This is a genomic window from Bacillus cereus group sp. MYBK95-2 (assembly GCF_051915225.1).
GTDB lineage: Bacteria > Bacillota > Bacilli > Bacillales > Bacillaceae_G > Bacillus_A > Bacillus_A cereus.
Window position 1 is genome coordinate 48,714 of the sequence record NZ_JBQAEH010000007.1, and the last position, 23,370, is coordinate 72,083.

Below are 23,370 nucleotides of genomic sequence, written 5' to 3' on the forward strand. Positions count from 1 at the left end.
AAGCGATAGCTTAATTGAAAATCGTTAAAAATCCATTTTCACCCTCATTTTTTGCGCGCTTGGTGGACAAAGTAGATTATGTTCTAATACCTTTTTATTAATAGTTCGAATTAAATCCGCTGCTTCTGCAGTATTTGTATTTTCTTTTAGCTTTTCTTTTAAATCATCAATTTCTTTTGAAAGCTCAATCCACCTAGGTAAAACGTGATTATTTGCTAAAGTTCTATAAAGTTGCTTTTCAGGATTGTACGAAAGATCTTTATCAAGATTAAGAGGTTTCCCTTTACCAGGTAAATGATCAAAAGCTCCTTTCTGTTCTGCTTGTTTAACGATAGAACTAATATGATCCTCATACGTATAAGACCAAACTTTCTCATCTTTTACTAAAATCTCTTGTTTTTTTAGTTTTTTATCTAGTTCTTCTTGATTCATAGATTCTCTCTCCTTTTTATTTTCTAATGTCGTTTTTGTAAATTCTAATGCCCTTAATCCATCGAATAGCTTTTCTCGCCACCATACGCTATCATGTCCACCTTGAAACTCTTCGTAAGTGGGTTTGGTATTTCTTTGCTTCTAAAGCTTTATATAGCCGTCTATTAGCCGTTAAAAGAGGTTCGTTTTCGAGTTCGCCTACTGCTATGTAAGAATGTAGATGAGTCACATTAGAATTTATTGATGAAATTTGATTTTCAATCCAAGGAATTGTATTTCCATAATTATCCTTTTTCCAATGTACGGATCCAGACATTGACAACACATTTCCGAAAATATGTGGATTTTGAAGTGCTGCATAAAAAGCTGCTAAGCCACCAAGACTGAAACCAGCAATTGTTGTATGATTCTTTTCTTGATAAACGTGATACTTAGCTTGAATCCACGGAAGTAATTCCTTCGTTAAAAATGCATTCATTTTATCGTTATAAGTTAGCTCTTCTAATCGATCGACAGGATCTATAGCAACAGCAATGCAAGATGGGATTTCTTTTTCGTAAATTAAATAATTAAGTGTTTTTTCAATTGAAAGGCTCTGAATGAATGAATTCCCATCAAATACAATGAGAAGTTCTTGAAGATGTGGAGTGTGAGAATAATCATGAGGCGTATAAATATGAATTTTACGTGTGTTATTTAAAATCGAACTATGAAAAGAATATGTTTCAATTCTCCCAGATGGATAATGATTTGAAGGGAAACGACTGCTATACTGCATGTCCATACTTATTTTTAACACAGACGCTTTATTGGTACCTTCTCCAAATGTATTTTTATTAAATGGGTCTAATCGATACTGTTCACTACGCTTTATCCAATTATTTTCGAAAAAATCATTTACTGTAAAATAATAAGTTGAAATAAAACTCTTATTTGTTCTAAACGTAACATACCAAATATCTGTCTGTAACAATCGTTGTAATTGATTTACAGACAAATCCCAACCAGGAAAACTACCGAATACATAAACGTTTTCAGTGTTTTGATCCCCTAACCATATATACGTTATAAGCTTATACTGATTATCTGCAGGGCATTGTTCTATTAGTGGCGTGTGATTTGACTTTATTTCATGCAAAAAAGTATAAAGAGCTTTTTCGTTTCCATTCTTTAATTGATTTTTAAGCTTCTCTAACTTAGGACTGATTATTGTAGTCACCTCTCTTCCTCCTTTGTAGTATTCTATATGTAGTTTTTTTCATTAGAATCCCTATATAAAAGTAGTCGTAAGTTATTTGTTTAGCGAAGTTATTTATTAGAAAAATAATCAATTGCCTGAATAGAAAGTTCTAATGATTTTATTCTTCTTTCTAAAAGCGTTCTTTGAGGACTCCCAAGCTTTGACTTAACGTAAATCTTTTCAATTGATGGAAGCAAACCAATTAGAACATTACGAGCTTCTGCTAAATCTTCCTGAGTATAATGATGAGTTTCTTGCTTCCAAACACTTTCTAACATAGCTAAGCCGATACTAGCTGCTTTGAGTCTTTTTTTCACTAAAGTAGTATTTGATCCTTTTTGAGTCATCTGTGATAAGGCATTTTCAAGTTTACGGATTGTTGACTGTAAAGATTTTATTGATTCCAATTTATCTATTTTTGATACGTTTTCCATGTTAATGTTGTCCCTTCTGCATTGTTGACTTATTTTGTTTAAAGCTTGATTTCACTCGAAATATTTTAACATAAATAACTAACTGTATTCGAATTGGACAATATCTTAAAGAAAAACAGCTATTCCTCTCTCCTCCCCTACATCATTCTATAATATGTACTTCTTTCTTCTCGTTAGAATTCCTATATAAACTAGTTGTTAAAATTGAATGTTTTATGAACAAAAAAACGTACAAGTAATGTAACCTGTACGTTTTCGCTTTTATTCAATAAGGTAATAAAGTAATAGCTTCCTGGTCTTCTCATAACTTATGAAATCTCTATACAAAATGGGATAATTCACAATTTCTGTTTCTAGAAAACGATATTGCGGAAACCACTCAAAAAACGATTTTCTTAACCACTTTATTTGTTGAAACGTAATGTTCTGTTCGTTTCCATTTAGTATAGAATTTAAAGTAGCTGCTGTATGCATCCAATAATGATTAAAATCAGCGTTTATACAATCATCTTCGGTAAATTTACTTTTTAAGTCTCGCTGCAATTTTGCTGTAGCACGATAAGGAAACGGTTTATGAAGTGGACTATGCATTTTCTGCAATTCCTTAAAAATAATTCGTTTTCCTAACTTCAACTTTCCACCCCTTTATTTATCTATCCAATTTAATAAGTTTTCATAATGATATTGAGCATCGATATACCCAAGATTATATAGATTAACGAGCTTTTCCTTATTTCTTTCTATTCCGCTTATAGGAAGCTGTACACTTGGTTGAATTACATAAAAATTATCTTTTTGTTCTTCTCGATTCATATAAGATATCGTCTCATTATAAAAACGATAATGGTCTACTAAATTCTCTGCGATTTTCGGATATTTTCTATATAAAATTTTAGCCAGGCCTGAAAATTTATTTCGCTGCTTCTCATATCCTTCTGGCTTTGTCATAATGACAACGTTCTTTTCATAACCATCCTTTTGGGCTTTCAAAACTGGTATAGGGTCTATAATCCCTCCATCTAATAATTTTCGATTATTATATTCTACAGCAGGTGCTATAAACGGTACAGAGCTTGAGGCGCGAATGATTTTTAAAATATCATTTCCGTGTTCTGCTTTATTATAATAAATGGCTTGTCCTGATTCGCAATCAGTCGTCCCTATGACAAACTGTTCATTACATTTTAAGAAAGTTTGAAAATCAAATGGTACAATTTTATTAGGTACTTCATCAAATAAAAAATCCATTCCGAATAATTCACGTTTTCGAATTAAGTTTCGATAAGATATATACCTGTAATCTGATACTAGCTCTGTATTTACTTTCTTATTTCTACCTTTTTGACGTGACAAATAGGTTGCTCCCATACAGGCTCCAGCTGATACGCCGACTACATACGGAAAGAATAAGTTCTTTTCCATGAAATATTCGAGTACACCTGCAGTATATAAACCTTTCATTCCTCCGCCCTCTAATACTAAACCAATATTCTTCATGCTATATCCCTCTGCTTCTTTTTTCTTAATTTCATATTAGCATAAGATTTTAAGATGAGGTTTTATAAACTAATTACAACAATAACCAGAAAATACTAAAGTAATGTCATAATATCTTTGTGAGTAACATGTTACAATATAAGTAATTCATTCCACATATATTAAAGGAGGAATTTAATATGGGTTTATTTAGCGGTATTTTAGGAAATGCATCAAATACGAGTTCTGAAAGTGTAGAACGTGATTTAGAGAAGATTATGCTAGACGATGAAAAAGTAGAGCATGCTTATAAATTAATTCGTGATCTAATCGTATTTACAAATCGTCGTCTTATTTTAGTAGATAAACAAGGAGTAACTGGCAAAAAAACAGAATACCATTCTATTCCTTATAAAAGTATTACACAATATAGCATCGAAACGGCTGGGCATTTTGATTTAGATGCAGAACTTAAAATTTGGGTGTCTAGTATGGAGGATCCAATTACGAAAGAATTTAAAGGTGACGATAGTATTTTAAGCATTCAAAAAGCGTTAGTAACCTTTACGACCAAGTAGTGGCTTTTGTATTTTTATTCATTTTTAAAATTAATAACCCGAGTATTTTGGAAGAACATACATTGTTTTTGTATATTTAATCTAAAATAACATAAAAAGGTAAAGCGTATTTTATATGCTTTACCTTTCTTTTTTGTAATAAATAAGTGTAGTTTCATCATTTAATTTCTTTATAACTTCTGTTCTTTTATACTCCATCTTTTCATACAAAAAACAATTTTTCTCTTCTTCTAAAATAGTAGCAAGTTCCCAGCTCGTTGCTTCAGGAAACATTTCCTCAATTAATGTAAGTATCTTTTGGGCAATTCCTTTTCCTTGATAACTCGGGTGAATAAACATTGGACTGATCCAAAATTTAGAGGGTGTTTCTTTTTGTGAAATGCATATCGCTCCAACAAGATTCATTGCCACTATTATTTTATAGAAGCCACCGTCTACATGATTTATTCTACAAATAGTTTTTTCGATAGTTTCATTTGCTGGATTTGTTTCATAGTCTTTATATTTATGTAATAAAGGGCTAAATGAGTCTATTTGCATTTGAAATATAACTTCTGCATCACTTTCTGTCGCCTTCTCTAATGTAATCCATGTTACCAATTAAGTCGCTTTCTTAACGAGGTAATATGAGCGGTATGATGACGACCATGCCATGCGTATAGTCCTATTGCAACAGCAAGTTTTGTTTCACCAGTTTCAGGATGGTTAAATGTCTTTTCTAAATCTTCAATTTCTAGAGAATATAAAAGGTTAACCCATCTTTTATGTAATGAATCTAGCATTACTAGTGAAACATCTACCGGTAATTTTGAATCGGGTAACTCTGCCCACTTCTCTTCTTTATACGGCTTAATAGTTGGATTCTTTTCTGTCAGTGCTAATTTAAAGCGTATGTAGCTATTCATATGGCTATCAACAACGTGATGAACAACTTGACGGACAGTCCATCCTCCAACGCGATATGGTGTATCTAACTGCTTCTGATCTAAATTTTTAATTGCCTTTGTTAGTTCATTAGGTAAATCTTCAATTTCTTGAATCCATGTATCAATCATTTCTTCAGTTATAGGACGTTTGTATGTAAATTGGCCAATTGGATAACGTAAATCATTCATGAATAAGTCCTCCTTATTATAAGCGCGAAGTATTTCTCCAAATATAGTGTACAAACTTCACATGTTCTCCATGTAATTCTACAGATGTTATATCTGATTCGTTTTGGTAAGAAGAAAATCCGCTTTTTTCTAGTACAATTTGTGATGCGAGATTATTAGTCGTTGTTTTAGCATGAACTTCAGTAATTTCATTATTTTTCGCTACATCTAAAATTAATTTTACGGCTGCTGTTGCAACTCCTTTTTTAGTAAATTTTTCTCCGACCCGATACCCGAGCGAACTAATTCGAGTTTCCGTATCTATATCTACTAAATTAATTCGCCCTACAATTTCTTTTTCTTCATTACGAATTAAATAAAAATAAGAATCTCCACCTGCTTGTTCTATTAATAAATCGTCTAGTAGTTTTTGGAAATATTCAAATTCAAAATATTTTGAGCCACGATTTGGTACCATTGTTTCAAAAAAAGATTTATTCGTAAGTTCAAACGTAAATAAATCCTTAGCATCTTGTTTCTTTAGTTGCTCTATGTATATTTCCATCCCGTATTCTCCTTCTAGATTTACTAACTGTTATACATTCTTTTTTAATCAATTATATTCCTGCTATTACTTTCGATTAAGTAATACAGATAGTAGCACTTTCGGATGAAAAAGATGAAATGGACTACGAATTAAATTCATAACTCGTACTAACCGAATATAAACATCAGAATTACTTGCGGATAGTCGATATATTTGTTTCGTATACCATAGCTGAAATTTTTGTTTTGTAGTTAATTCTCTCTTTAGTTGCGGATGACGTGATATTTCCGTTGTTGTCATATCCCATGGGGTTTCTATTATAGTAGCTGCCTTTTTATAAAATTGTTGTGTAAATGTTTTATCAAGTTGTTTTCTACCTTGCAGAAGTAATTGCAACTGGTGAGCCTCCATAGCAGCAACTGATACGCCTTGGCCGAAAACGGGATCAAAACGACATTGCGCATCTCCAACAACTAATAAGCCTTCTGGTACATTATTCACTAAATCAAATCGCCGGCGTACTTGATAAGGAATTTTGTATGTCTTTATATCAGTAATTCCCTCAGCCTTGTTTAGGAAGTCTGTAACATTAGAAATTGATAGGTTTTCAGCAAAATCATAAAACTCATCATCTGTTTGTGGTGCTTTCTCGTTTGCGTATCCACTGAAAGTAACAAAATAACGATTATCTTCTATCGTTTGAATAAGAACGCCATAAGGGTTATCAGGGAAACTCGGAGACATTAGCACATTGCAACAGTCTAATTTCTCATTTTCTTTAAGTTTGAACATTTTCGTTGCGTAAAATAAATCAATACGAACTTTCTCTTCTTGTACTTCAATTTCGTATTCTCGTAACCACTCTATACTTTTTGAGCCAAATCCACTCGCATCAACTACAAGGTCTGCATGAACTTCTTCTTGTATGTCTGTCTCTAAATATTTAACTTTTACTCCACACACTTTGTTAAGCTTTGCATCTACCAATAACCCTTTAACCAATGTTTCATATTTAATAGTAATATTTGAAATTTGATGTATTCGTTTTTGAATATGCCATTCTAGCAAAGGACGACTTTGTTGAATCATATGTACTTCCCCTATGAATGGCTGTTTCCATAAACCAAATTGATGCCATTTTAAATCACGAGTAAAGTTATTTACGATACTACCTGCTTCTATTAATTCATTCGTAATATTAGGAAACAATTCTTCAATTGCGTTTTCTCCACCTTTTAATAACACGTGAGGATGATTACTTTGTGGAACTCTTTTTCTCGAAGACTTTCCATCCCACCTTTCACCAGCTTCTATAATGATTACTTCTTTAAAAGAAGTTGATAATGCTTTTGCTGCAAACTTTCCTGCTATACTTCCACCAATAACGATAGCCTTATTAAACATATTTTCCCCCTTAATAAAAAGAGATCCTGCCTTGTATGAATGAAACAGGATCTTAAACTAATTAACTTCTTTATCATTATACTTAAAATACATCAGTAAATTGCAACATTAAAATTAAAATACCTAATCCCCATACGTAATACGCGAATACTTTTAAAGAGTGACGTTTTAAATATTGAATCATCCATGAAACGGCTATGTATCCAAAAAATGCTGCTGATAACGTTCCGACAATTAAAGATGTACTAGAAATAGATTCTGCTTTCCCTTGAAAAACGTCTACAAATTGCAAAATGATAGCTCCAACAATGGCTGGTGTCGATAGTAAAAAAGAAAAGTAAGCAGCAGTTTCACGGTCTAATTTTCTCCATAATGCAGCGACAATTGTCATTCCAGAACGGGAAATGGCTGGAAAAATAGCAGCAGCTTGAAATGAACCGATAATTAATGCGTCTTTATATGTTATGTCATCCATTTTTTTACGACCATTCTTTTGTTTATCTGCCGTGTAAAGAAAGAATCCGGTCACTAAAAACTCCCAACCGATCGTGATTCCTGTTTTTGAAATATCTTCAAAGAAATCTTTAAACAATAAACCAATTACAACTGCGGGTATTGTCCCAACGATAAGTAATAACATGAGCTTTGAAAATGGGTTTTTAATTAAATATATAAATTCTTTTTTGTAATAAATAAAAACCGCAAGTAAAGTCCCAATATGCAGCATCGTATCTAAAAATAAGCCAGCCTCATCTAATCGGAACAAATGCCTTCCTAAATAAAGATGTCCGGTACTACTGATTGGTAAAAATTCTGTTAAACCTTGAATTATACCTAGTATGAAAGCTTCTAACCAATTCATGATGGTCTCCTTTCTCTTTTGCTTGTACCAATATATGAGGGTTAAATTTTCGATATGAAAAAAACTATATTTCTCTATGAATTTACTTTTCATTTATGGATATATATGTAAAGAGGGTTAAGGAGGGTTATTATGTGGAAGCACACAAAATTCGGTAATGTATTACTTTGGGTGGGCCCTATCCTTGTATTTTTAGGACTATGTATGACAAATGTTATTTCAGATATTCCTTTCTTTGAGGGAAAACATAAAACGGTTGGTATTGTACTTATATTTATAGGTGTAATCTGTTTTGTTGCTGCTAATCATTTGAAAAAAGGAGAAAGATATGAAGAATAAATCTAAATAAAAAACAATCCTGGCATATTAGCTAGGATTGCTTTTTATTAATGTTGATTATTTGTAGAATACTTTATCAACGTTATATTTCGCTTTGTATTCATTAATGATATATGTTTCGTAAATTTCTCTTTCTGTTGGATCTTCTACGATACATGCATCAATGCGGTATACTTCATCACGGTGATTTTTAATTGGTGAAACATTATCTTCAAAATGCTTCTTAATACGTTGTCTAATTTTACGAGCTTTACCTACGAAAAGAAGTTCGTCATTAATATTGTAAAACATAAAAATGCCGCCTTTATCTCTAGGGAACAAGTGGAAATCGATAAATCCATTAATTGGAGTAATGATTGGCTCGTCTCCTTTAATAACTTGTTTACGTTCAGTAATTGAAACATCAGCTTCAGGAATATTAATTTTAATCAAGTTCATTCACGTCCTCTTTTATTATAAAGATAAATAATAGCATACATAAGTAAGAAAAGCTATGTTCAGAGGCATATTTCATTTTATAATTCAAATATTATAGGTGTATCATGTAAACTTTTCTTCCAAATCATATGATCGCTGGATTCTCCCCAGTAATCTTTCAATACATAGCTAGGTTTTCCAAACTTTTTCGTCCATATACTTTGCGCATTTTTATATCCACTATCTAAACAATATTCTGTTATCCCTCTGCTAAGTAATGTAAGAAACATTGTATGTAGTAATAAACTCCCTATTCCCTTTCTCTGATACTCCGGAAGTATGAATACAGTTCCTATTTCATACAAATTTTTAAGTACACCACCTGTACAACTATTAATCAATGTACTTGCTGGACCGATTTCGATTGTTCCAATGATTTTATCGTTACTTGTATCAATTGCTAATAAAAAGTAACGACCTTCTCCGTTACTATCAAAATCACTTTTCAAATACTGCTTTTTTGAGTTAATTTCATTTTCTATGTCATCCAATGATTGTGACAATCCTTCATTTTTGTATGTATTCGTAATAACGATACGGAAAAATAAATATAGTTCATCTACATCATTCAAATTCGGTCTTCTAACTGCAACGTTAGTCATGAATTCAATCTCCAATCCTCATTATGCCATTGTCAATACAACACTTTATATAATCTATTCATCATTATTCTGCAAAAACCTGCATAAATCCAGCAATATAGAAAGCTCAGTATAAATATTAATAAAATAATTTTCATGTCCATAGTTGTATGAACAGTAGGACCAAGTACCGGAAAACGGAAAACATCGAGAACGATCATAATACCTATAAGTAGACACGTTGCTGAAAAAGAAACTATCCAAATTCTCCTCTTAAATTTTAAAAAGGATACTCCTAAGGCTAGACCTAATAAGCCTGTAGTAAAAGGAAAGATAATTAGTTCACTTGGCTCAATAATAAATAATAGAAAAATAGTAAGAATATAAGAAAGTATTCCCTCACGAATAGAATAGAAAATAGCAAAAAAAATCGGTAATGTCGAAAATGGACTAATGAGCAAACCTATACCAGGAACTAGGTTTCCTGCTGCTTGAAACATGGTGGCTAATGTACTCATCAAAGCTGTAAGTACTAACTTATTCGCAAGGGACAATTTTCTTTTATGAACAAAGCTCGTATCATGTTCTATCATCAGTTGATACCAATAACGTACAAACCGATTCATTAAAATCCCCCCTAAAGACACCTCATTCATTACTTTCTATATTATTCGTACACATACGGTTTATGAGTTACTTTCTGCAAGTTAATAGATGCTCATACATTGAAGATTTTTAGGGGGATAAGTTAAGTCGTGCGTTTTGGGAACAGAATGAATTCCTTATATTATATTTTTAGACTGATAATTTGTATCGTATTAAGGGATAATTTCAAAAATGGTACCTTTGTTAAAATCAGTTACTTTCATAGAACCGTAAACTCCTAAATATAATTTAGTTTGATTCAAATTTGTTCCTAAACTCATATAATAAGCTGCTTGCGTACCAAAATCATAATTGGTTTCAATAGCATGAAAGTCAGTATGTTTACCGTCTGTACCTGCTCTAGTATAGGCTAAAACACCTTTAACTGGCGGTCGAGAATCTTCTTTCTTAGCAAGGTCAGTAAACACTACGCTACCTGTTAAATTTGGAATTGCATTTCCCATATATGGCTGAACTCCTGTAAGGGAAGTTCCTCCAAACTTATCGGGTCTGGAATCTTGATGAAAATAACTAAGTAGAGGCAGAATACGCCTCGCTGAAGTTTGTATTGTTTCATCATAATAAGTCATTGTTCTTTCATCCAAAGTCTGATTTTCGGAACAATGCCGTATAAAAGAAGTAGGTAAATCCCCTTCCCATCCTCTCCAACCAAAATTGATAAACCCATCTTGATTGGGAGTGAGCCTCATAAAATGCATTTGAACAAGTTCTGTAACCGGTATAGGTTTATATTGAACAAATGAAAAAATAGACTCTACAATATCTTGTCCGACATTTCCGGCGTATTTGATATATTGATTATAAAACCTTTGAAATGAAATGCCGGTTATATTACGTACTCCTTTTGCAATTACTGTAAGTGTTTCTTGTATAGATAAAGGGAGTTCATTAAAGCGTGTAACTACAGGAGGGTTATTTATAAATGTATTTTTACTTATATCGATTTCAATTATTTTACCTGCTATTTCTAAATCATCTTGGCTTAAATTAAATGGATCATAACCTGATCCGCCATCTCCATTTGTAAAAACAAGTTTTCCAGTCTCAGGTGAAAAGTTTAAACTATTGACTCCGTTATGATTAAAAAATGGTCTTCTTACATTCAGTAATGTTCGTCGGTTTTGAGCTTGACCATTAGATTGTAAAGTCCATTCTTCTACTGTATCAATGTGATCATATTGCGTATTTCTATTAACCCACTTTAAATTTAGCGTTTTAGGGTCACAAGGATTCGGTTTAAATTGCTCAGAAAATGCACCTGGCCCTTGAGTTCCAGCTACTGAATAATGAAGATAAAATAACCCATTTTGATAAAATTGTGGATGGAACGCAAGTCCAAGCAATCCGCGTTCATCATAACCGCTACTAGAAACACCTTCTTCAAATGTACCTAATTTAATAATTAGGTGACGAATATCTAAAAATGTCTTTATAACTCCGTCCCCTATGTAAAAAACCTCTCCTAATTGGGTTGCGATAAATAGTCTTTCGATCGATTCACCTGGAAGTATCGTTGTTTTCAATACGGTTGGTAAATTTACGTTTTGAACAATGGGTCGTAAACTAACTTTAACTTTTGTCAATTAACTGTACACCCCTTTTTCTTCTTTTTTATAGAAGAATATGATTAGAGTAGTTTTGTTAGTATTAAATAAGTCGTATTCCTTTTTATTACAATTTTGTATATAATATAAGAATCAATATATTAGGGGAATCAATTATGCCACTCTTATTACAAATCATCGTACCACTTATATGTGCCATATACTTATTTACTCTCTATCATAACGGGACGTATGGATCAGCTTCATTCCTTTTAGCAGTCATGATAGGAATTTTCGGTTTAGAGAATATCTTTCAATATGCTAGTCTAACAAATCATGCTATTTATCCATATTGGGGCAGTTTGAAGGCTGTTGTTATCGTTTTATCAGTCGTATTTCTATTTAAAAAAGGTGGTTTAACAGGGAAATATTGATTTTTAATGCGTTACATATTTTCTTGTTAAATTGCTTTTATTTTATAAAAGCAGAAATATTTATGTAAAAACACGAAGGGATGTGTTACATATGTCTATAAATATTATTTCAATAGTATCTATCATAATATGGATTTTGTTAATTACAGAACTTATAAAACCTTCAAAAGAACAGAATGGACGAAAAATAGTAACTTTAGTAACTGCTGGTTCCGTATCAACACTTATTTTAACGGTTTCATTTATTCAAAATATCCCGTTTTGGAATTGATAGTGATATAACTAACAAAAATATGTATAAATAAAAAGATTAGGATTCACTCCTAATCTTTTTATATTTTGAGGTAGCACCATATGCCCAGCAAGCTAAGGTCTTGAAGTAGCCCCTAAACAAAATTTTAAATTTTTCTAAAGTTATTTATGCGAATTCAAATCGTTTTCAGGAACATATGTGGTCCTTTTACAATTTGAATTTCTTTTTAAGTTTCTTATATTTTCTGTACGAACGTCTAACAATGTTTAACATAAAATACGGTATTTTAACCGGAAAAGGCAATTTATATATGAAAGGAAAATAAAAGGTGAAATATGCCTTTTCTAGGTCTCTCCACTTACTATCTTCTTTTGTTTTTAAGAAATCAGATACATCGACTACATATCCTCTTCCTTTTTCCATCATCACATTTTTCCCGTGAACATCACAAGGAGTTAACCCTTGTTCCCTCGCATACTCTAAAGCCTCATTAATATCAAGTATTACTTGCTTAGGAATTTTAATCCCCTTATGAATAGCATCGTATAAGGTAATTTCTTTTAAACGTTTCAATACTATGAAATTTTCTCCTTTATATATAAGCTTTGAATAAGAAGGATGATCTCCAATTCTTCGGTATACTTCTGACTCTTTTTCAATTCCTTCTCCTTCTCGCACGTAAACTTTCACTACCCAATCTTTGTATTCTTTGTGCATGAATACTGCGGCATAATTACCTGTTCCTAAACACTTCCAAAGTCTGGGAATATCTTTAACTACTACAGGCTCGAATTCATCCTCACTTCTGATACTTACCTCTTTTAATAATTCGTCATTTATCAATCCCACAAAACTATTTATACTCATCATTCCCACTCCGCTTTTGCTAAAAGGGGGCCCACCCACATTTTAACGAAAATATACACTAAGCGAATTTTAGCATAAAACGAGTCATTTTTCTTCTTAAAATAAAAAGCTAACTCGTTTTATTTAAACTGTTGAATACTTAATATTTATTCCGTTATTTATAGCCAAAAACCGTACGATATAAAAATATTTCTAATTATTTTCATTTTTTCAGAGTCAACTGTATAGGGCTTTTCTTAGTACAAGTTCTCTTCGTTCATTACCCATGCCAAATCTATAAAACATTGTTTAGAAGTGTAGCAAAGGTTTGTTAATGGTTCAATTCTTCTTCCACAACTATTTTTGTTAGCAAAAACTTTTATTGTTTTAATAGTCTTTTGTTTAATTCCCACAATGCTGTTTTGTTGCTATCCCATTTCAAAAGCGTTACTGCTTCCTCAAAGCATAACCATTTATAATTGAAGTGTTCTTTAGATAATGATATGTTTTTTGTAGGGACTTTAACTCCAAAAGAAAATTCTTTTATTACATAAACCTCTTCTCCCCAAAGGAATCCTCCAACTACATCCTCTACTGGTAGCGAAGACACAGAATCTAATTGTATATATGGACATTCTCTTGTAATACCAGCCTCTTCAAACGCTTCCCGTTTTGCTGATTCAATAGGAATCTCACCGTCTTCTCCGCCACCAGCTATTCCTTGCCAATAACCATAATCACTTCGGTTAAAAATGGCATATTGAATAGAATCGGCAGTTTTTATATAAGGAAATATCAATACTTGATATGGCGCTCTCATTACTTAACCTCCTCTCGAAAATAAGTTTTAAATCAATATGAATAAAGAGCCGCCATCACAATTCTACATTATTAATGCAGGTTTATAATGTCGGCCCTCTATTTTTAAATAATTTTATTTTTCATAAACAGGCTTACTCTTAACAGAGGAAAAACTACTTATTCTCTGTCGAATTTGTTTAGCATGGTTTTTCATAAATGTTAGCAGTACTCCATATTATTCAATTGCGCCAGCAACGTCATAATCATTTAAATCTAATTCAATCGGTTGTCCGAGCGCTAGTTTAGCAAGTTCCGCTCCTAAGTATGGACCAGCTGTTAAACCCGAAGCCCCTAATCCATTCGCAACGAGAATTCCTTCAAATTTAGGTAGTGGTCCGATAACAGGTAAGAATCCTGGTGTGAATGGTCTGAATCCAACTCTCGTTTCAAGCATTGTAGCATTTTCTAAGCCAGGTGCAACTGTTAATGCCTTATGAAATACTTCATGTAAACCACCTGCTGTTACACGATGATCGAAACCAGTATCATTCTCATGTGTTGCACCAATTACGACATGCCCATTGTCAAACGTTAAAATATATTGATCGTTCGGTGGCATAACAACTGGCATATTTTCTGTTGCTGTATTCTCGATTTGCAGATGAACAATTTGTCCTTTTTGGAATGTAACTAAGAAATTAATTCCTAATGGTTTCAAGATTTCATTCGCCCATGCGCCTGCAGTTACAATAACCTTTTCCGCTAAAATTGTTTCATCGTTTACTGTAACTCCCGTAATATGATTTCCTTCACGGACTAATATAGCATCGCCTTTTATGAAAGTTGCACCATGTTTTTTCGCAGCACTTATTAATGCATTGCGTAATAATCTTCCATTTACTCGTGCAGCACCACTAATATGAACAGAACTATATTCGTCTGATAATGCTGGGAATAATTTTTTTGTTTCTTCAGCTGATAAGCGAGTTATTTCACCAATCTCCGGGGCATCTTCACGTCGTTTATAAGCTCGCTCTTCCATTTGATCTAACTTTTTCTCGTCAGTATGTAAACTAATTGCACCTACACGATTATATCCTGTGTCAGTTTCACCGTCTTCTTCTAATTGCTGAATTAACGAAGAATAGTAACGTGCACCGCCTTTAACGATTTTATACCATGCTTTATTACGGCGTTGTGATAGCCATGGACATACAATACCTGCTCCTGCATCGGTTGCTTGCCCTAATTGTTGGCGATCCACGATAGTAACATTCGCACCTGCCTTAGCAAGATGATAAGCAGTAGACGCTCCTAAAATTCCTGATCCAACTACAATATACGATTTCATTTCAAACACCTTTTCTCTTTTGCTAATTATATAAATATAAGAACATTCCTTAGTATAATGGAAGGAATGCTTTTTTCAATGTACTCATCACAATTAATTGTTGCAGCATTGTGACTTCCTTAATCATTATTTTTTCTTCTTACGGAATAATTCAATTGTTTTATAGCCTTGTGAAAGGATTTCTATCATTTTCTCTAGACGTTTTTCACGTGTTTTTTCTTGTTTCACAGAAAAAAGATTACGTGCCCAATCTTTTTGGTATCCAGGCGTTAAACTTTGATAAAACTTAAGTTCATTCGGATGATTAGCTAATAATGCTTCAACATCTTTAATTCGATCTACATAATCGGCAACACATTGACTCATAGCAGATGTTTTTGTTGTTTTTTTCTTTTCACGTTTTAAACCAACAACAGTAAAGACTTCATCCATACTTACCATTCGTGCAAATTTAATATCGCTTTCTCCCACATAACCATCTTCTCCAACGTTTAATGCCGGAAACATTTCATCACGGTGAATAAACGTACTATAACGCGCATTACCTTTTTTCGGATATGCGAAGAATACGTAACCTTTTTCAATTAGTAATTCTTCATTACTAATAATAAAATTCGTTTGTTTCACCATTTCATCAAGCGTTTCTACAAATATAAAGATAGCATCGTGTTCTTTTGAGAATGCAGTTTCTTTACCTGTAAAAATGTCATAATCACTTGGTTCGTTAATAATGACCATATTTGTATACTTATTAAGTTTCAATTTATCAATAACTGACATAATAATCTTCCTTTACATTCAAAATTCATTGTACATACTTTTTCGTACTGTTCTAGTGTATTATATGTATTAAGAAAATCAAACTTTAAATCGTATTATTCTGCTGCAAAAGAACATAATTCTTTACTAGATGGGGTGGTTTTATGCCATATGTAATCCGAGATGAAGGGCTAGTTTTACAAGGGGATGATGGAAAAGGACCAATTTTTCATACATATGAAGAAGCTGAGGAAACATTAAAAACATTAACTATACCGCAGTTTCCGAAACATATTAGAAGAAAACCATTTACACCAAAAATAATAAAGATAGCCGCTTCTGAATAAGAACCGGCTATCTTTATTATTCATAACTTAATAGCAAATAAAGTATATAAAAACTCTTTATATTGATCTTCTGTAATTTCACGCTTAGTTTTTTCCCCATGAATAATTTCGGTTAAACTTGTATTCGTTAATGAAATATGGCCAGAGTTCGTCAACTTTACTGCAATTGGTCCTTTATTAAAAATAGACTTCTCATCTTCTATCACTCTTCTTTGAACATCATTTACTACTATCTCATCAATAATATGTTTATAAAAAGCATGACAAACTTTCCATTCTCCAGCAGCATCTATTCTTTCTAAAACATAATTTCCTTTATTCGTATCTTTCCGTCTCACCCGGTACGAACCATTTTTTGAAGAAACCGACTCGCCAGTAAAAGGTACAGGAACAAGAGGTACTAACGAAGCTATACCTACATCAATTAAATACTGTACATTATCATAAGTTAAAATAATTGTTATATGGCCATCCTCAAGTGCCCATGTATTTATATCGTTTTTATACACCGTACCTAATGCCAGTTGTACATCATAGCCACAGTCTCTTAAGAAATAGTAAAAAAGAGTATTTAATTCGTAGCAAAGTCCACCACGGGAACTAGTTAAAATTTTCTCTCGTAAGTTTTCCAGAGAGATTTGATTCGTATTTCGTGCTATAACATCTAAATTCTCAAATGGTATAGTATGCGCAAACGAAAAGAGTATGGTAGGTAATTCTTCAAACGTTACATCATTACGTTTTTTAAGATTTAATCTTGTGAAAAGCTGATCTTGTAAACTTGTCATATTTAGCACCCCTTAAAAATTTATAAGTTTAAATAATATATGCTGATTGTAAATTTTAAGGGGCACTGTAACAATGTACATTTCATTTAACTGTACCGGTACAAAAATTACGATTCACATAGGAGGTGTCATTACACATGTTTTTTGTAATCACTTCTTTTTGGGGCAAATCAAAAGCTACGAATATAAATTTAATAGTTTATCTATAGGAAAATTATTACTATCACTTAAATCAACAAAATATTGAAGTTGCCACGTTTGGCTCTTTTTAGCTTGATTACTAACAGTGGTATCCCAAACAGGATAAATTCTCATTGCCATTTTCCCTGTTTGACTTTGTGTTCTCAATATTTTTTCTTTAAGAAGAATCTCTTTAGGAAAAATAAATTGCCCTAGTTTATTATCAGCAATACAAGTGATTACTAATAAATCAGGAGCAGCTTCATAAGAGAAAGCTCTATTTCGCATATTTTCATCTTTCTCCCAAAAAGAAACAAATTGACCAATTTTATTAGGTGTAACTTTTGATTTTCTAAAACGAATGGTTTTGTTATTTAAGTGGAATAAACATCCGGCATATTCTGCGTTTTGCTTTTCTTCTTTTAGATTCGTAATCATTAAGTTGTTAGGTTTGTAAACTATATTATTTAAATTTTGGATTATATTATTAAAATTGTTCAAAAAAACTCCCCCTTTATTCATCTCTTAGTTTACCACAAACATCAGTTCTTCTATATCGTATATAATTATGAACTAAGTGAAATGGGGGGATTTAGCAGGATATAATTATTACTTTAATGTACTTAGTTTTTCAATTGCTTGTTGTTCAGTTGCTAAGTAAAAAATGTCATTCCCTTTATTACATTCATAAATAAAATCTTTTAAGCTTTTACTAGTATACATAGAGAAATCTCCAACAATAGCAATCTTTACCTTGTAGTTTATAAACTTTTGAAGGATATCGCCCGCAAGCCGTGTTTTTAGGTCAAAGAAATCTTCACTTATTAAAGATTTATGGATAATAATATGTTTCGCATCTACCTCATATTGAACTGTTGCCATAGTATCTAATGCAGACTGAACATCCGATATTAATACCTTATCGTTCCCAATGACCGCAATATTGATTCCATCGATTACTACTTTCTTTATTTCCATAGTCCTCCCCCTTTATAATTTACACAGTATGAGTAAAATTGTTTTACAAAACTTCGTATTAATCATAGATTAAATTAGCCACAGCTATTAAAATGGCCTCTATTTTTTGTTGTAAATATCTATTTTTTCTTACTAATACGGTCAATGAAATTAATGATAGTTTCTCTTTTTTTGTATTTTTGAATATATATATGGAATTACTTTTACTTGTTATAAAAATATTGTGGTGTAACATAACTTAACAAACTATCCAAAGTGTTAATCTCGGCATATGGTTGTATTTTAGTAGTATTCTTGATTTTCTGAGGGTTAAACCACACACCTTTTATATTTGCATTTTGAGGACCAGCAATATCCTTTTCTAAGTCATCCCCAACAAATAAAGTATTTTCCGGTTGTAAATTTAACTTATTTAATGCTAGTTCGAATATACGTTTATTAGGTTTACTAAATCCCACTTCTTCAGAAATAATGATTGTTTCAAAATACTTATTTAAATTCGTGTTAAATATTTTAGCTTTTTGCCTCTGAGTTGAGCCATTTGTTATAATTCCAACTTTAAAGTGCTTCTTTATTTGATTTAAGAAATGAATAGTATTTTTGTCTATTGAAAAACATCTAGGGAAATTATTATTCCAAAAATCTTGAATGTAATTGCGTGGCAATCTATACTTCGGCGTGAATTCATCAAACAATGATTCTAAAACTGTCGTTTTATTACTTATGCCATATTCTCTTTTATCGTATTTTTTAAATTTCTGTAACATGTTGCTTTTAGCCGCACCATCTACATTTTCATAACACTTTTCTAAAACAATTAAAAATAATGCCTCTACTGCTTTATCCCTATCAAGTAATGTATCATCTAAATCAAACAGCATCGCTTTATAACCCATCAAATAATTTCACAACCTTTCTAGCATTATATAAATCTTTCCAAGTTTGTACCTTTAAACTTTTGGTTCAGCAAGAACATTGTTATGTAGTTATTAACGATTAAATAGAAACTAGATGAAAGAAATCCAAAGTTCTCGGCGCACACTCTAGTATTACAGTAGCTTCTTCTATATTGAAATTCCCTTTCCTCTTTTGGTAAAGAAGCAAAAGTATATTTTCACAAATTTTAAGAAGCTACATACAATTCACATTAGTATACATTAGTTTTTCGTAAATATTAATCGTACATCAATTCATACGATAAGTTTTTTAAAGCAATTATTTCTCCATAAAAAAGTAATATAGCTAATAATATTTTTTAGTAGTAAACGTCCTATGAAGTTTACTACTGTATCTCCACATAAACTCCAGATAGTACGGCTATAATGACTACCAGAGGTGATATTATGAAAAACTATCATATTCTCGTGGTAGAGGACGATCAAGAAATTCAGGAATTAATTAAACAATTTTTAATGACACAGCATTATACAGTGGTAGTCGCTTCAGATGGACTAGAGGGTATGACACAATTTAATAAGCAATCATTTGATTTAATTCTTCTAGATGTCATGATGCCCAATCTTAATGGGTTTGAAGTTTCTAAAATGATTCGAAGTCAGTCAAACGTACCAATTATTATGCTAACTGCGTTGGAAGAAGAGGAAGATCAAATGAAAGGATTCGACCTTGGGATCGATGATTATATAACAAAGCCCTTTTCATTTCATGTTTTGATTAGACGAGTCGAAGCTGTACTTAGAAGAAGTTATGATAAAAATGTAAATAATCATTTGATATTTAAAGAAGTGCGTATCGATGTGGATGCATATAGAGTATATGTAAATGACGTTGAAATTATATTAACGACAAAAGAGTTTGAAATTCTACAACTACTATTTCAAAATGAGAGAAAAGTACTTACAAGAGAAAATATCGTAGAGAAGGTTTGGGGGTACGATTATTTTGGAGAAACACGAATAATTGATACACATATTAAAAATCTACGTAAAAAATTAGCTATCCCTTATATTAAAACAATAAAGGGTATTGGTTATAAAATTGATGAATAGTATTGTGAAACTCATGAAGATGAAGCAAATTACTTACAAACTCTTTATGACTACATCTCTCATTTTGTTATCCTTTGCAGTATTGATTTATTTAACTTTATACTTCTTTCTCCCTACGTTTTATGAGCAATATAAAACAGATCAACTTCAAACAGGGATAAACGAAATCATTGATAAATCTAAAAATCTTACGTTTCAAGATGCGATACCACTTTTTGATGAATACGCAAAAAAAAATAATGCGATGCTTTATCTTCAAAATAAAGAAGGAGTAATTATTTACTCTCCTTCATTTTCTTTTATTCAAAGTGGTACGCAAAAAACAGTAGTTACTAAAGCAACACGATTCGAGAATGCAAGTACCCTTAGCAATTCATATAACGCTACGAAACCAATTCAATTTCAAGATGGTAGTTTAACGCTTGTAGTGTTTGCTACATTTCAACCGATTGATGAAGCTTCACAGGTTTTAGTACGCTTTCTCCCCTATATTAGTATCATTGTGCTCGTTATTGGTATAGGGAGTGCTTATTTTTATTCCAGGTTTATTACAAAGCCACTTATTTATATTAATGAAGGTGCACAAAAGATGGCAAATTTAGATTTCTCCGAAAAAATTGAGGTTCGCTCTACAGATGAGTTAGGAGAATTATCTAATAGTTTGAATGACATGTCTATTAACTTGCAAGAAGCTATGTTTGATTTAAAAAAAGCAAATGAACAATTAAAAAATGATATTGAAAAAGAAAGAGAAATAGAAACAAAACGCAGAGAGTTTTTTGCGATTGTAGCACATGAATTAAAGTCCCCTCTTACTGTAATGAAAGGATACTTAGAAGGAATGATATACAATATTGGCCCTTATCAAAATCGCGATCAATATTTAAAGAAGAATCATCAAATTATTGAAAGTATGGAACAATTAGTTCGTGAAATTTTAAGCGTATCGAAATTAGAACAACACACCTTCAAACTAAAAGTAGAGAAAGTTAATCTTTCAAAATTAATAGGGACAATTACAAAAGATCTCGAATTTTTTGCTTCTCAAAAAAACATCGAAATAATAAAAGAAATTGATTTTGGCCTTGCTATTTATACAGATTGTGCCCTTTTAGAAAAAGCATGTAAAAATATTGTCCATAATGCGGTTATGTATTCACCACATAATGAAAAAGTCTATATAAAGTTAAGTGAGGATTCTAAACAAAGTCAAATCGAAATGCAAATTATAAATACAGGTGTCAATATTAAAGATGAAGAGATACAACAAATTTTCAAACCATTTTATCGAATTGAAAAATCAAGGAATCGAAATACTGGAGGAAATGGTTTGGGGCTATATATTGTTAAACAAATTCTTGAAACGCTAGATATAAAGTATTCAATAAAAAATATGGAACATAGTGTACAATTTTGCATGAGTATTCCATTATCTAAACACAAAAACAAACAAACTCTCCTTTAAATAGGACGAGTTTGTTTGTTTTTGTGGTAAGTATAAACTTATTAACAGGTTTTTCGTTTAATGATATATATTGCTTCTTAAATGGTAATTATCATAAGTGGTGACAAACTGTATTCAATTTACATATTTATCTTTTACTATAACAGCAAAAACGAAATTCCGCTTAGCAGCAAATTAGATTCTCTTATTTGAGATGCATTTCATCTATGAAACTGAAAAGGAAGATGAAAAATGCATATTTCCCTCCATTTTTCAGATTAATTTAAAATTCTTTTATGGTAAGCTATATGTAAAGATTAAACATAAAACATAAAGGATGATTCGTATGCAAATAAGGCCACAAGTAAGTGAATATAACTCCTATTATGCAACGTATACCAACTTGGTATCAGACGGAAATATCATACATATTCTAGAACAACAAATGAAGGAAACGAATCTCTTATTAAAGGAAATTTCTGATAGTGAGGGACTTTTCCGGTATGCTCCTACTAAATGGAGTATAAAAGAAGTAATGGGTCATATAGCAGATACAGAACGGATTATGGCGTATCGATTGCTATCTATCGCTCGAGGCGAGACAGCAGAACTTCCAGGCTATAATGATGATATGTATGTTCTTAGAGCTGCTTTTGATAAGCAATCTATGCAAGATCTTCTTGAGAATTTAATAGTTGTTCGCCAATCTACCCTGTATTTACTTAGAAGCTTAGATAAAGAAGCTTGGTCACAAAGAGGAAATGCGAATAATTCTGAAGTTACAGTTCGTGCATTAGCATACATCATTGCTGGTCATGAGCTTCATCATCTTCAAATTATAAAAGAACGTTACCTTGGTTCTGATGTATATCCAGCAACTTAATATTTGAAGAAAAAGAGTCCTATTTATGTAGGGCTCTTTTTCAGAATTTATAACGGATTAGCGCTTAGAACCATGGCAATTAAATGTCTTTATTTATAAAATTCACCACATAATATATATGTTATCCCCTCTTATTCTGTACATAATTTTATTTAGGCTGATATACTATAAACACAATAGTTCTGGAAAGGTGATGATATTATGTATGAACAACAAAATAATAGAGATAGAGATCAAAAAATGATGTTTTCTATGCAAGGAGTTCCCACAAATAAAATTAACATGAATCAATTACCTAAATGGATTAGTATTTTTGGCTATTGTGCCTTTGGTTGGATGATAGTATTTAGTTTAATTATGATTGTAGGTTTGATTCTACAATAACTATACAGATACACAGGTAAATGGGACAGCATTTAGATTATATATCTAGGTATTGTCCCGTTTTTTATGTGTAATTATCCCATGATAGGTAACCAATTATAATAAAAAGAACTTGTAGAATATCCTACAAGTTCTTTTAAAAATATTATTAAAACGGGAACGACAAACTATTTTAACATTCAGTACAGGGAGACCATTTTGATTATGGCTTGATTTTATTATAAATCAAATATAAGCTT

The 23,370-nt window shown here is 31.7% G+C and carries 29 protein-coding genes and 1 pseudogene; 9 read left to right on the forward strand and 21 right to left on the reverse strand.

Features of this window, described 5'->3' with window-relative positions:
- Positions 1-24: 24 nt before the first annotated feature.
- The 4 genes and pseudogenes from ACTFN4_RS21355 to ACTFN4_RS21370 all read right to left on the reverse strand — a co-directional run bounded on the left by ACTFN4_RS21355 (position 25) and on the right by ACTFN4_RS21370 (position 3,603).
- Positions 25-1,651: pseudogene (locus ACTFN4_RS21355) on the reverse strand (DnaJ family domain-containing protein).
- An 89-nt stretch (positions 1,652-1,740) separates the two neighbouring features.
- On the reverse strand, positions 1,741-2,106 hold the full coding sequence (locus ACTFN4_RS21360) for a hypothetical protein (protein ID WP_439962759.1): 366 nt from the start codon (positions 2,104-2,106) through the stop codon (positions 1,741-1,743).
- Between the two features lie 261 nt (positions 2,107-2,367).
- Positions 2,368-2,739, reverse strand: coding sequence for a YxiJ-like family protein (locus ACTFN4_RS21365; RefSeq protein ID WP_000765935.1), 372 nt, complete (start codon positions 2,737-2,739; stop codon positions 2,368-2,370).
- Positions 2,740-2,751: 12 nt separating this feature from the next.
- Complete coding sequence (locus ACTFN4_RS21370) at positions 2,752-3,603, reverse strand: patatin-like phospholipase family protein (protein ID WP_000789276.1); 852 nt, start codon at positions 3,601-3,603, stop codon at positions 2,752-2,754.
- A gap of 179 nt (positions 3,604-3,782) precedes the next feature.
- On the opposite strand from ACTFN4_RS21370, the gene ACTFN4_RS21375 reads away from it, so the two are divergent.
- Entirely contained in the window at positions 3,783-4,160 is a 378-nt protein-coding gene (locus ACTFN4_RS21375) for a PH domain-containing protein (RefSeq protein ID WP_000522472.1), read from the forward strand.
- A 120-nt stretch (positions 4,161-4,280) separates the two neighbouring features.
- Here the strand turns inward: ACTFN4_RS21375 and ACTFN4_RS21380 are convergent, their stop codons facing one another.
- The 5 genes from ACTFN4_RS21380 to ACTFN4_RS21400 all read right to left on the reverse strand — a co-directional run bounded on the left by ACTFN4_RS21380 (position 4,281) and on the right by ACTFN4_RS21400 (position 8,067).
- Positions 4,281-4,700: a GNAT family N-acetyltransferase gene (locus tag ACTFN4_RS21380; RefSeq protein ID WP_439962812.1), complete on the reverse strand. Its 420-nt coding sequence runs from the start codon at positions 4,698-4,700 to the stop codon at positions 4,281-4,283.
- Positions 4,701-4,753: 53 nt separating this feature from the next.
- Positions 4,754-5,275 (reverse strand): YfiT family bacillithiol transferase, encoded by a 522-nt coding sequence (locus ACTFN4_RS21385; protein ID WP_439962760.1) that lies wholly within the window; start codon positions 5,273-5,275, stop codon positions 4,754-4,756.
- A gap of 16 nt (positions 5,276-5,291) precedes the next feature.
- Positions 5,292-5,819 carry a GNAT family N-acetyltransferase gene (locus ACTFN4_RS21390; protein ID WP_439962761.1) on the reverse strand — a complete coding sequence of 176 codons (528 nt, stop codon included), beginning with the start codon at positions 5,817-5,819 and terminating at the stop codon, positions 5,292-5,294.
- Positions 5,820-5,885: 66 nt separating this feature from the next.
- Positions 5,886-7,205, reverse strand: coding sequence for an FAD-dependent oxidoreductase (locus ACTFN4_RS21395; RefSeq protein ID WP_103622019.1), 1,320 nt, complete (start codon positions 7,203-7,205; stop codon positions 5,886-5,888).
- An 82-nt stretch (positions 7,206-7,287) separates the two neighbouring features.
- Positions 7,288-8,067, reverse strand: a complete 780-nt coding sequence (locus tag ACTFN4_RS21400; protein WP_001104304.1) for an undecaprenyl-diphosphate phosphatase — start codon at positions 8,065-8,067, stop codon at positions 7,288-7,290.
- A 132-nt stretch (positions 8,068-8,199) separates the two neighbouring features.
- Here ACTFN4_RS21400 and ACTFN4_RS21405 point away from each other — a divergent pair, with 132 nt between their 5' ends.
- Entirely contained in the window at positions 8,200-8,406 is a 207-nt protein-coding gene (locus ACTFN4_RS21405) for a hypothetical protein (protein ID WP_000265477.1), read from the forward strand.
- A gap of 57 nt (positions 8,407-8,463) precedes the next feature.
- Here ACTFN4_RS21405 and ACTFN4_RS21410 read toward each other — a convergent pair whose 3' ends face one another.
- The 4 genes from ACTFN4_RS21410 to ACTFN4_RS21425 all read right to left on the reverse strand — a co-directional run bounded on the left by ACTFN4_RS21410 (position 8,464) and on the right by ACTFN4_RS21425 (position 11,713).
- Positions 8,464-8,844, reverse strand: a complete 381-nt coding sequence (locus ACTFN4_RS21410; RefSeq protein ID WP_001048941.1) for a nucleotide excision repair endonuclease — start codon at positions 8,842-8,844, stop codon at positions 8,464-8,466.
- Between the two features lie 77 nt (positions 8,845-8,921).
- Positions 8,922-9,485, reverse strand: a complete 564-nt coding sequence (locus tag ACTFN4_RS21415) for a GNAT family N-acetyltransferase (RefSeq protein WP_000185966.1) — start codon at positions 9,483-9,485, stop codon at positions 8,922-8,924.
- 32 nt (positions 9,486-9,517) lie between these two features.
- Positions 9,518-10,090 (reverse strand): hypothetical protein, encoded by a 573-nt coding sequence (locus ACTFN4_RS21420; RefSeq protein ID WP_439962762.1) that lies wholly within the window; start codon positions 10,088-10,090, stop codon positions 9,518-9,520.
- Between the two features lie 192 nt (positions 10,091-10,282).
- On the reverse strand, positions 10,283-11,713 hold the full coding sequence (locus ACTFN4_RS21425; RefSeq protein ID WP_439962763.1) for a PQQ-dependent sugar dehydrogenase: 1,431 nt from the start codon (positions 11,711-11,713) through the stop codon (positions 10,283-10,285).
- A gap of 137 nt (positions 11,714-11,850) precedes the next feature.
- Here ACTFN4_RS21425 and ACTFN4_RS21430 point away from each other — a divergent pair, with 137 nt between their 5' ends.
- Together ACTFN4_RS21430 and ACTFN4_RS21435 are read left to right on the forward strand one after the other, a co-directional pair.
- Entirely contained in the window at positions 11,851-12,108 is a 258-nt protein-coding gene (locus tag ACTFN4_RS21430; RefSeq protein ID WP_439962764.1) for a hypothetical protein, read from the forward strand.
- A gap of 91 nt (positions 12,109-12,199) precedes the next feature.
- Entirely contained in the window at positions 12,200-12,379 is a 180-nt protein-coding gene (locus tag ACTFN4_RS21435; protein WP_000026315.1) for a hypothetical protein, read from the forward strand.
- 189 nt (positions 12,380-12,568) lie between these two features.
- Here ACTFN4_RS21435 and ACTFN4_RS21440 read toward each other — a convergent pair whose 3' ends face one another.
- From ACTFN4_RS21440 to ACTFN4_RS21455, 4 genes are all read right to left on the reverse strand, one after another.
- A complete protein-coding gene (locus ACTFN4_RS21440; RefSeq protein WP_074047543.1) occupies positions 12,569-13,228 on the reverse strand; it encodes a serine/threonine protein kinase in 660 nt (219 codons plus the stop codon).
- A 358-nt stretch (positions 13,229-13,586) separates the two neighbouring features.
- Positions 13,587-14,027 carry an NUDIX hydrolase gene (locus tag ACTFN4_RS21445; RefSeq protein ID WP_001202586.1) on the reverse strand — a complete coding sequence of 147 codons (441 nt, stop codon included), beginning with the start codon at positions 14,025-14,027 and terminating at the stop codon, positions 13,587-13,589.
- Positions 14,028-14,243: 216 nt separating this feature from the next.
- Positions 14,244-15,359: an NAD(P)/FAD-dependent oxidoreductase gene (locus tag ACTFN4_RS21450; RefSeq protein ID WP_074555115.1), complete on the reverse strand. Its 1,116-nt coding sequence runs from the start codon at positions 15,357-15,359 to the stop codon at positions 14,244-14,246.
- Positions 15,360-15,485: 126 nt separating this feature from the next.
- The gene (locus ACTFN4_RS21455; protein WP_439962766.1) at positions 15,486-16,139 is read right to left on the reverse strand and encodes a YdeI/OmpD-associated family protein; all 654 of its coding nucleotides are present in this window, start codon (positions 16,137-16,139) and stop codon (positions 15,486-15,488) included.
- A gap of 143 nt (positions 16,140-16,282) precedes the next feature.
- Here ACTFN4_RS21455 and ACTFN4_RS21460 point away from each other — a divergent pair, with 143 nt between their 5' ends.
- Positions 16,283-16,465 (forward strand): hypothetical protein, encoded by a 183-nt coding sequence (locus tag ACTFN4_RS21460; protein ID WP_439962767.1) that lies wholly within the window; start codon positions 16,283-16,285, stop codon positions 16,463-16,465.
- 20 nt (positions 16,466-16,485) lie between these two features.
- On the opposite strand, the gene ACTFN4_RS21465 is transcribed toward ACTFN4_RS21460, so the two are convergent.
- The 4 genes from ACTFN4_RS21465 to ACTFN4_RS21480 form a co-directional block, all read right to left on the reverse strand.
- Positions 16,486-17,253 (reverse strand): arylamine N-acetyltransferase family protein, encoded by a 768-nt coding sequence (locus ACTFN4_RS21465; RefSeq protein WP_242278194.1) that lies wholly within the window; start codon positions 17,251-17,253, stop codon positions 16,486-16,488.
- A gap of 177 nt (positions 17,254-17,430) precedes the next feature.
- Positions 17,431-17,955, reverse strand: a complete 525-nt coding sequence (locus tag ACTFN4_RS21470) for a MepB family protein (protein ID WP_075677096.1) — start codon at positions 17,953-17,955, stop codon at positions 17,431-17,433.
- Between the two features lie 87 nt (positions 17,956-18,042).
- On the reverse strand, positions 18,043-18,411 hold the full coding sequence (locus tag ACTFN4_RS21475; protein ID WP_075677098.1) for a DUF4180 domain-containing protein: 369 nt from the start codon (positions 18,409-18,411) through the stop codon (positions 18,043-18,045).
- A 203-nt stretch (positions 18,412-18,614) separates the two neighbouring features.
- Complete coding sequence (locus tag ACTFN4_RS21480; protein ID WP_439962813.1) at positions 18,615-19,307, reverse strand: HAD-IA family hydrolase; 693 nt, start codon at positions 19,305-19,307, stop codon at positions 18,615-18,617.
- A 447-nt stretch (positions 19,308-19,754) separates the two neighbouring features.
- Between ACTFN4_RS21480 and ACTFN4_RS21485 the strand changes: the two genes are divergently transcribed.
- From ACTFN4_RS21485 to ACTFN4_RS21500, 4 genes are all read left to right on the forward strand, one after another.
- Positions 19,755-20,420, forward strand: coding sequence for a response regulator transcription factor (locus ACTFN4_RS21485; protein WP_000800727.1), 666 nt, complete (start codon positions 19,755-19,757; stop codon positions 20,418-20,420).
- A gap of 13 nt (positions 20,421-20,433) precedes the next feature.
- On the forward strand, positions 20,434-21,885 hold the full coding sequence (locus tag ACTFN4_RS21490) for an ATP-binding protein (protein WP_439962815.1): 1,452 nt from the start codon (positions 20,434-20,436) through the stop codon (positions 21,883-21,885).
- Between the two features lie 325 nt (positions 21,886-22,210).
- Positions 22,211-22,747: a DinB family protein gene (locus tag ACTFN4_RS21495; protein WP_001167132.1), complete on the forward strand. Its 537-nt coding sequence runs from the start codon at positions 22,211-22,213 to the stop codon at positions 22,745-22,747.
- A 201-nt stretch (positions 22,748-22,948) separates the two neighbouring features.
- Entirely contained in the window at positions 22,949-23,131 is a 183-nt protein-coding gene (locus ACTFN4_RS21500; RefSeq protein ID WP_000273239.1) for a hypothetical protein, read from the forward strand.
- Positions 23,132-23,370: the final 239 nt, after the last annotated feature.

Coding starts and splice junctions, on each gene's coding strand:
- ACTFN4_RS21360 (WP_439962759.1), bottom strand. CDS start 2,106: ATGGAAAACGTATCAAAAATAGATAAATTGGAATCAATAAAATCTTTA.
- ACTFN4_RS21370 (WP_000789276.1), bottom strand. CDS start 3,603: ATGAAGAATATTGGTTTAGTATTAGAGGGCGGAGGAATGAAAGGTTTA.
- ACTFN4_RS21375 (WP_000522472.1), top strand. CDS start 3,783: ATGGGTTTATTTAGCGGTATTTTAGGAAATGCATCAAATACGAGTTCT.
- ACTFN4_RS21380 (WP_439962812.1), bottom strand. CDS start 4,700: ATGCAAATAGACTCATTTAGCCCTTTATTACATAAATATAAAGACTAT.
- ACTFN4_RS21385 (WP_439962760.1), bottom strand. CDS start 5,275: ATGAATGATTTACGTTATCCAATTGGCCAATTTACATACAAACGTCCT.
- ACTFN4_RS21390 (WP_439962761.1), bottom strand. CDS start 5,819: ATGGAAATATACATAGAGCAACTAAAGAAACAAGATGCTAAGGATTTA.
- ACTFN4_RS21395 (WP_103622019.1), bottom strand. CDS start 7,205: ATGTTTAATAAGGCTATCGTTATTGGTGGAAGTATAGCAGGAAAGTTT.
- ACTFN4_RS21400 (WP_001104304.1), bottom strand. CDS start 8,067: ATGAATTGGTTAGAAGCTTTCATACTAGGTATAATTCAAGGTTTAACA.
- ACTFN4_RS21405 (WP_000265477.1), top strand. CDS start 8,200: ATGTGGAAGCACACAAAATTCGGTAATGTATTACTTTGGGTGGGCCCT.
- ACTFN4_RS21410 (WP_001048941.1), bottom strand. CDS start 8,844: ATGAACTTGATTAAAATTAATATTCCTGAAGCTGATGTTTCAATTACT.
- ACTFN4_RS21415 (WP_000185966.1), bottom strand. CDS start 9,485: ATGACTAACGTTGCAGTTAGAAGACCGAATTTGAATGATGTAGATGAA.
- ACTFN4_RS21420 (WP_439962762.1), bottom strand. CDS start 10,090: ATGAATCGGTTTGTACGTTATTGGTATCAACTGATGATAGAACATGAT.
- ACTFN4_RS21430 (WP_439962764.1), top strand. CDS start 11,851: ATGCCACTCTTATTACAAATCATCGTACCACTTATATGTGCCATATAC.
- ACTFN4_RS21435 (WP_000026315.1), top strand. CDS start 12,200: ATGTCTATAAATATTATTTCAATAGTATCTATCATAATATGGATTTTG.
- ACTFN4_RS21440 (WP_074047543.1), bottom strand. CDS start 13,228: ATGAGTATAAATAGTTTTGTGGGATTGATAAATGACGAATTATTAAAA.
- ACTFN4_RS21445 (WP_001202586.1), bottom strand. CDS start 14,027: ATGAGAGCGCCATATCAAGTATTGATATTTCCTTATATAAAAACTGCC.
- ACTFN4_RS21450 (WP_074555115.1), bottom strand. CDS start 15,359: ATGAAATCGTATATTGTAGTTGGATCAGGAATTTTAGGAGCGTCTACT.
- ACTFN4_RS21455 (WP_439962766.1), bottom strand. CDS start 16,139: ATGTCAGTTATTGATAAATTGAAACTTAATAAGTATACAAATATGGTC.
- ACTFN4_RS21460 (WP_439962767.1), top strand. CDS start 16,283: ATGCCATATGTAATCCGAGATGAAGGGCTAGTTTTACAAGGGGATGAT.
- ACTFN4_RS21465 (WP_242278194.1), bottom strand. CDS start 17,253: ATGACAAGTTTACAAGATCAGCTTTTCACAAGATTAAATCTTAAAAAA.
- ACTFN4_RS21470 (WP_075677096.1), bottom strand. CDS start 17,955: ATGAATAAAGGGGGAGTTTTTTTGAACAATTTTAATAATATAATCCAA.
- ACTFN4_RS21475 (WP_075677098.1), bottom strand. CDS start 18,411: ATGGAAATAAAGAAAGTAGTAATCGATGGAATCAATATTGCGGTCATT.
- ACTFN4_RS21480 (WP_439962813.1), bottom strand. CDS start 19,307: ATGGGTTATAAAGCGATGCTGTTTGATTTAGATGATACATTACTTGAT.
- ACTFN4_RS21485 (WP_000800727.1), top strand. CDS start 19,755: ATGAAAAACTATCATATTCTCGTGGTAGAGGACGATCAAGAAATTCAG.
- ACTFN4_RS21490 (WP_439962815.1), top strand. CDS start 20,434: ATGAAGATGAAGCAAATTACTTACAAACTCTTTATGACTACATCTCTC.
- ACTFN4_RS21495 (WP_001167132.1), top strand. CDS start 22,211: ATGCAAATAAGGCCACAAGTAAGTGAATATAACTCCTATTATGCAACG.
- ACTFN4_RS21500 (WP_000273239.1), top strand. CDS start 22,949: ATGTATGAACAACAAAATAATAGAGATAGAGATCAAAAAATGATGTTT.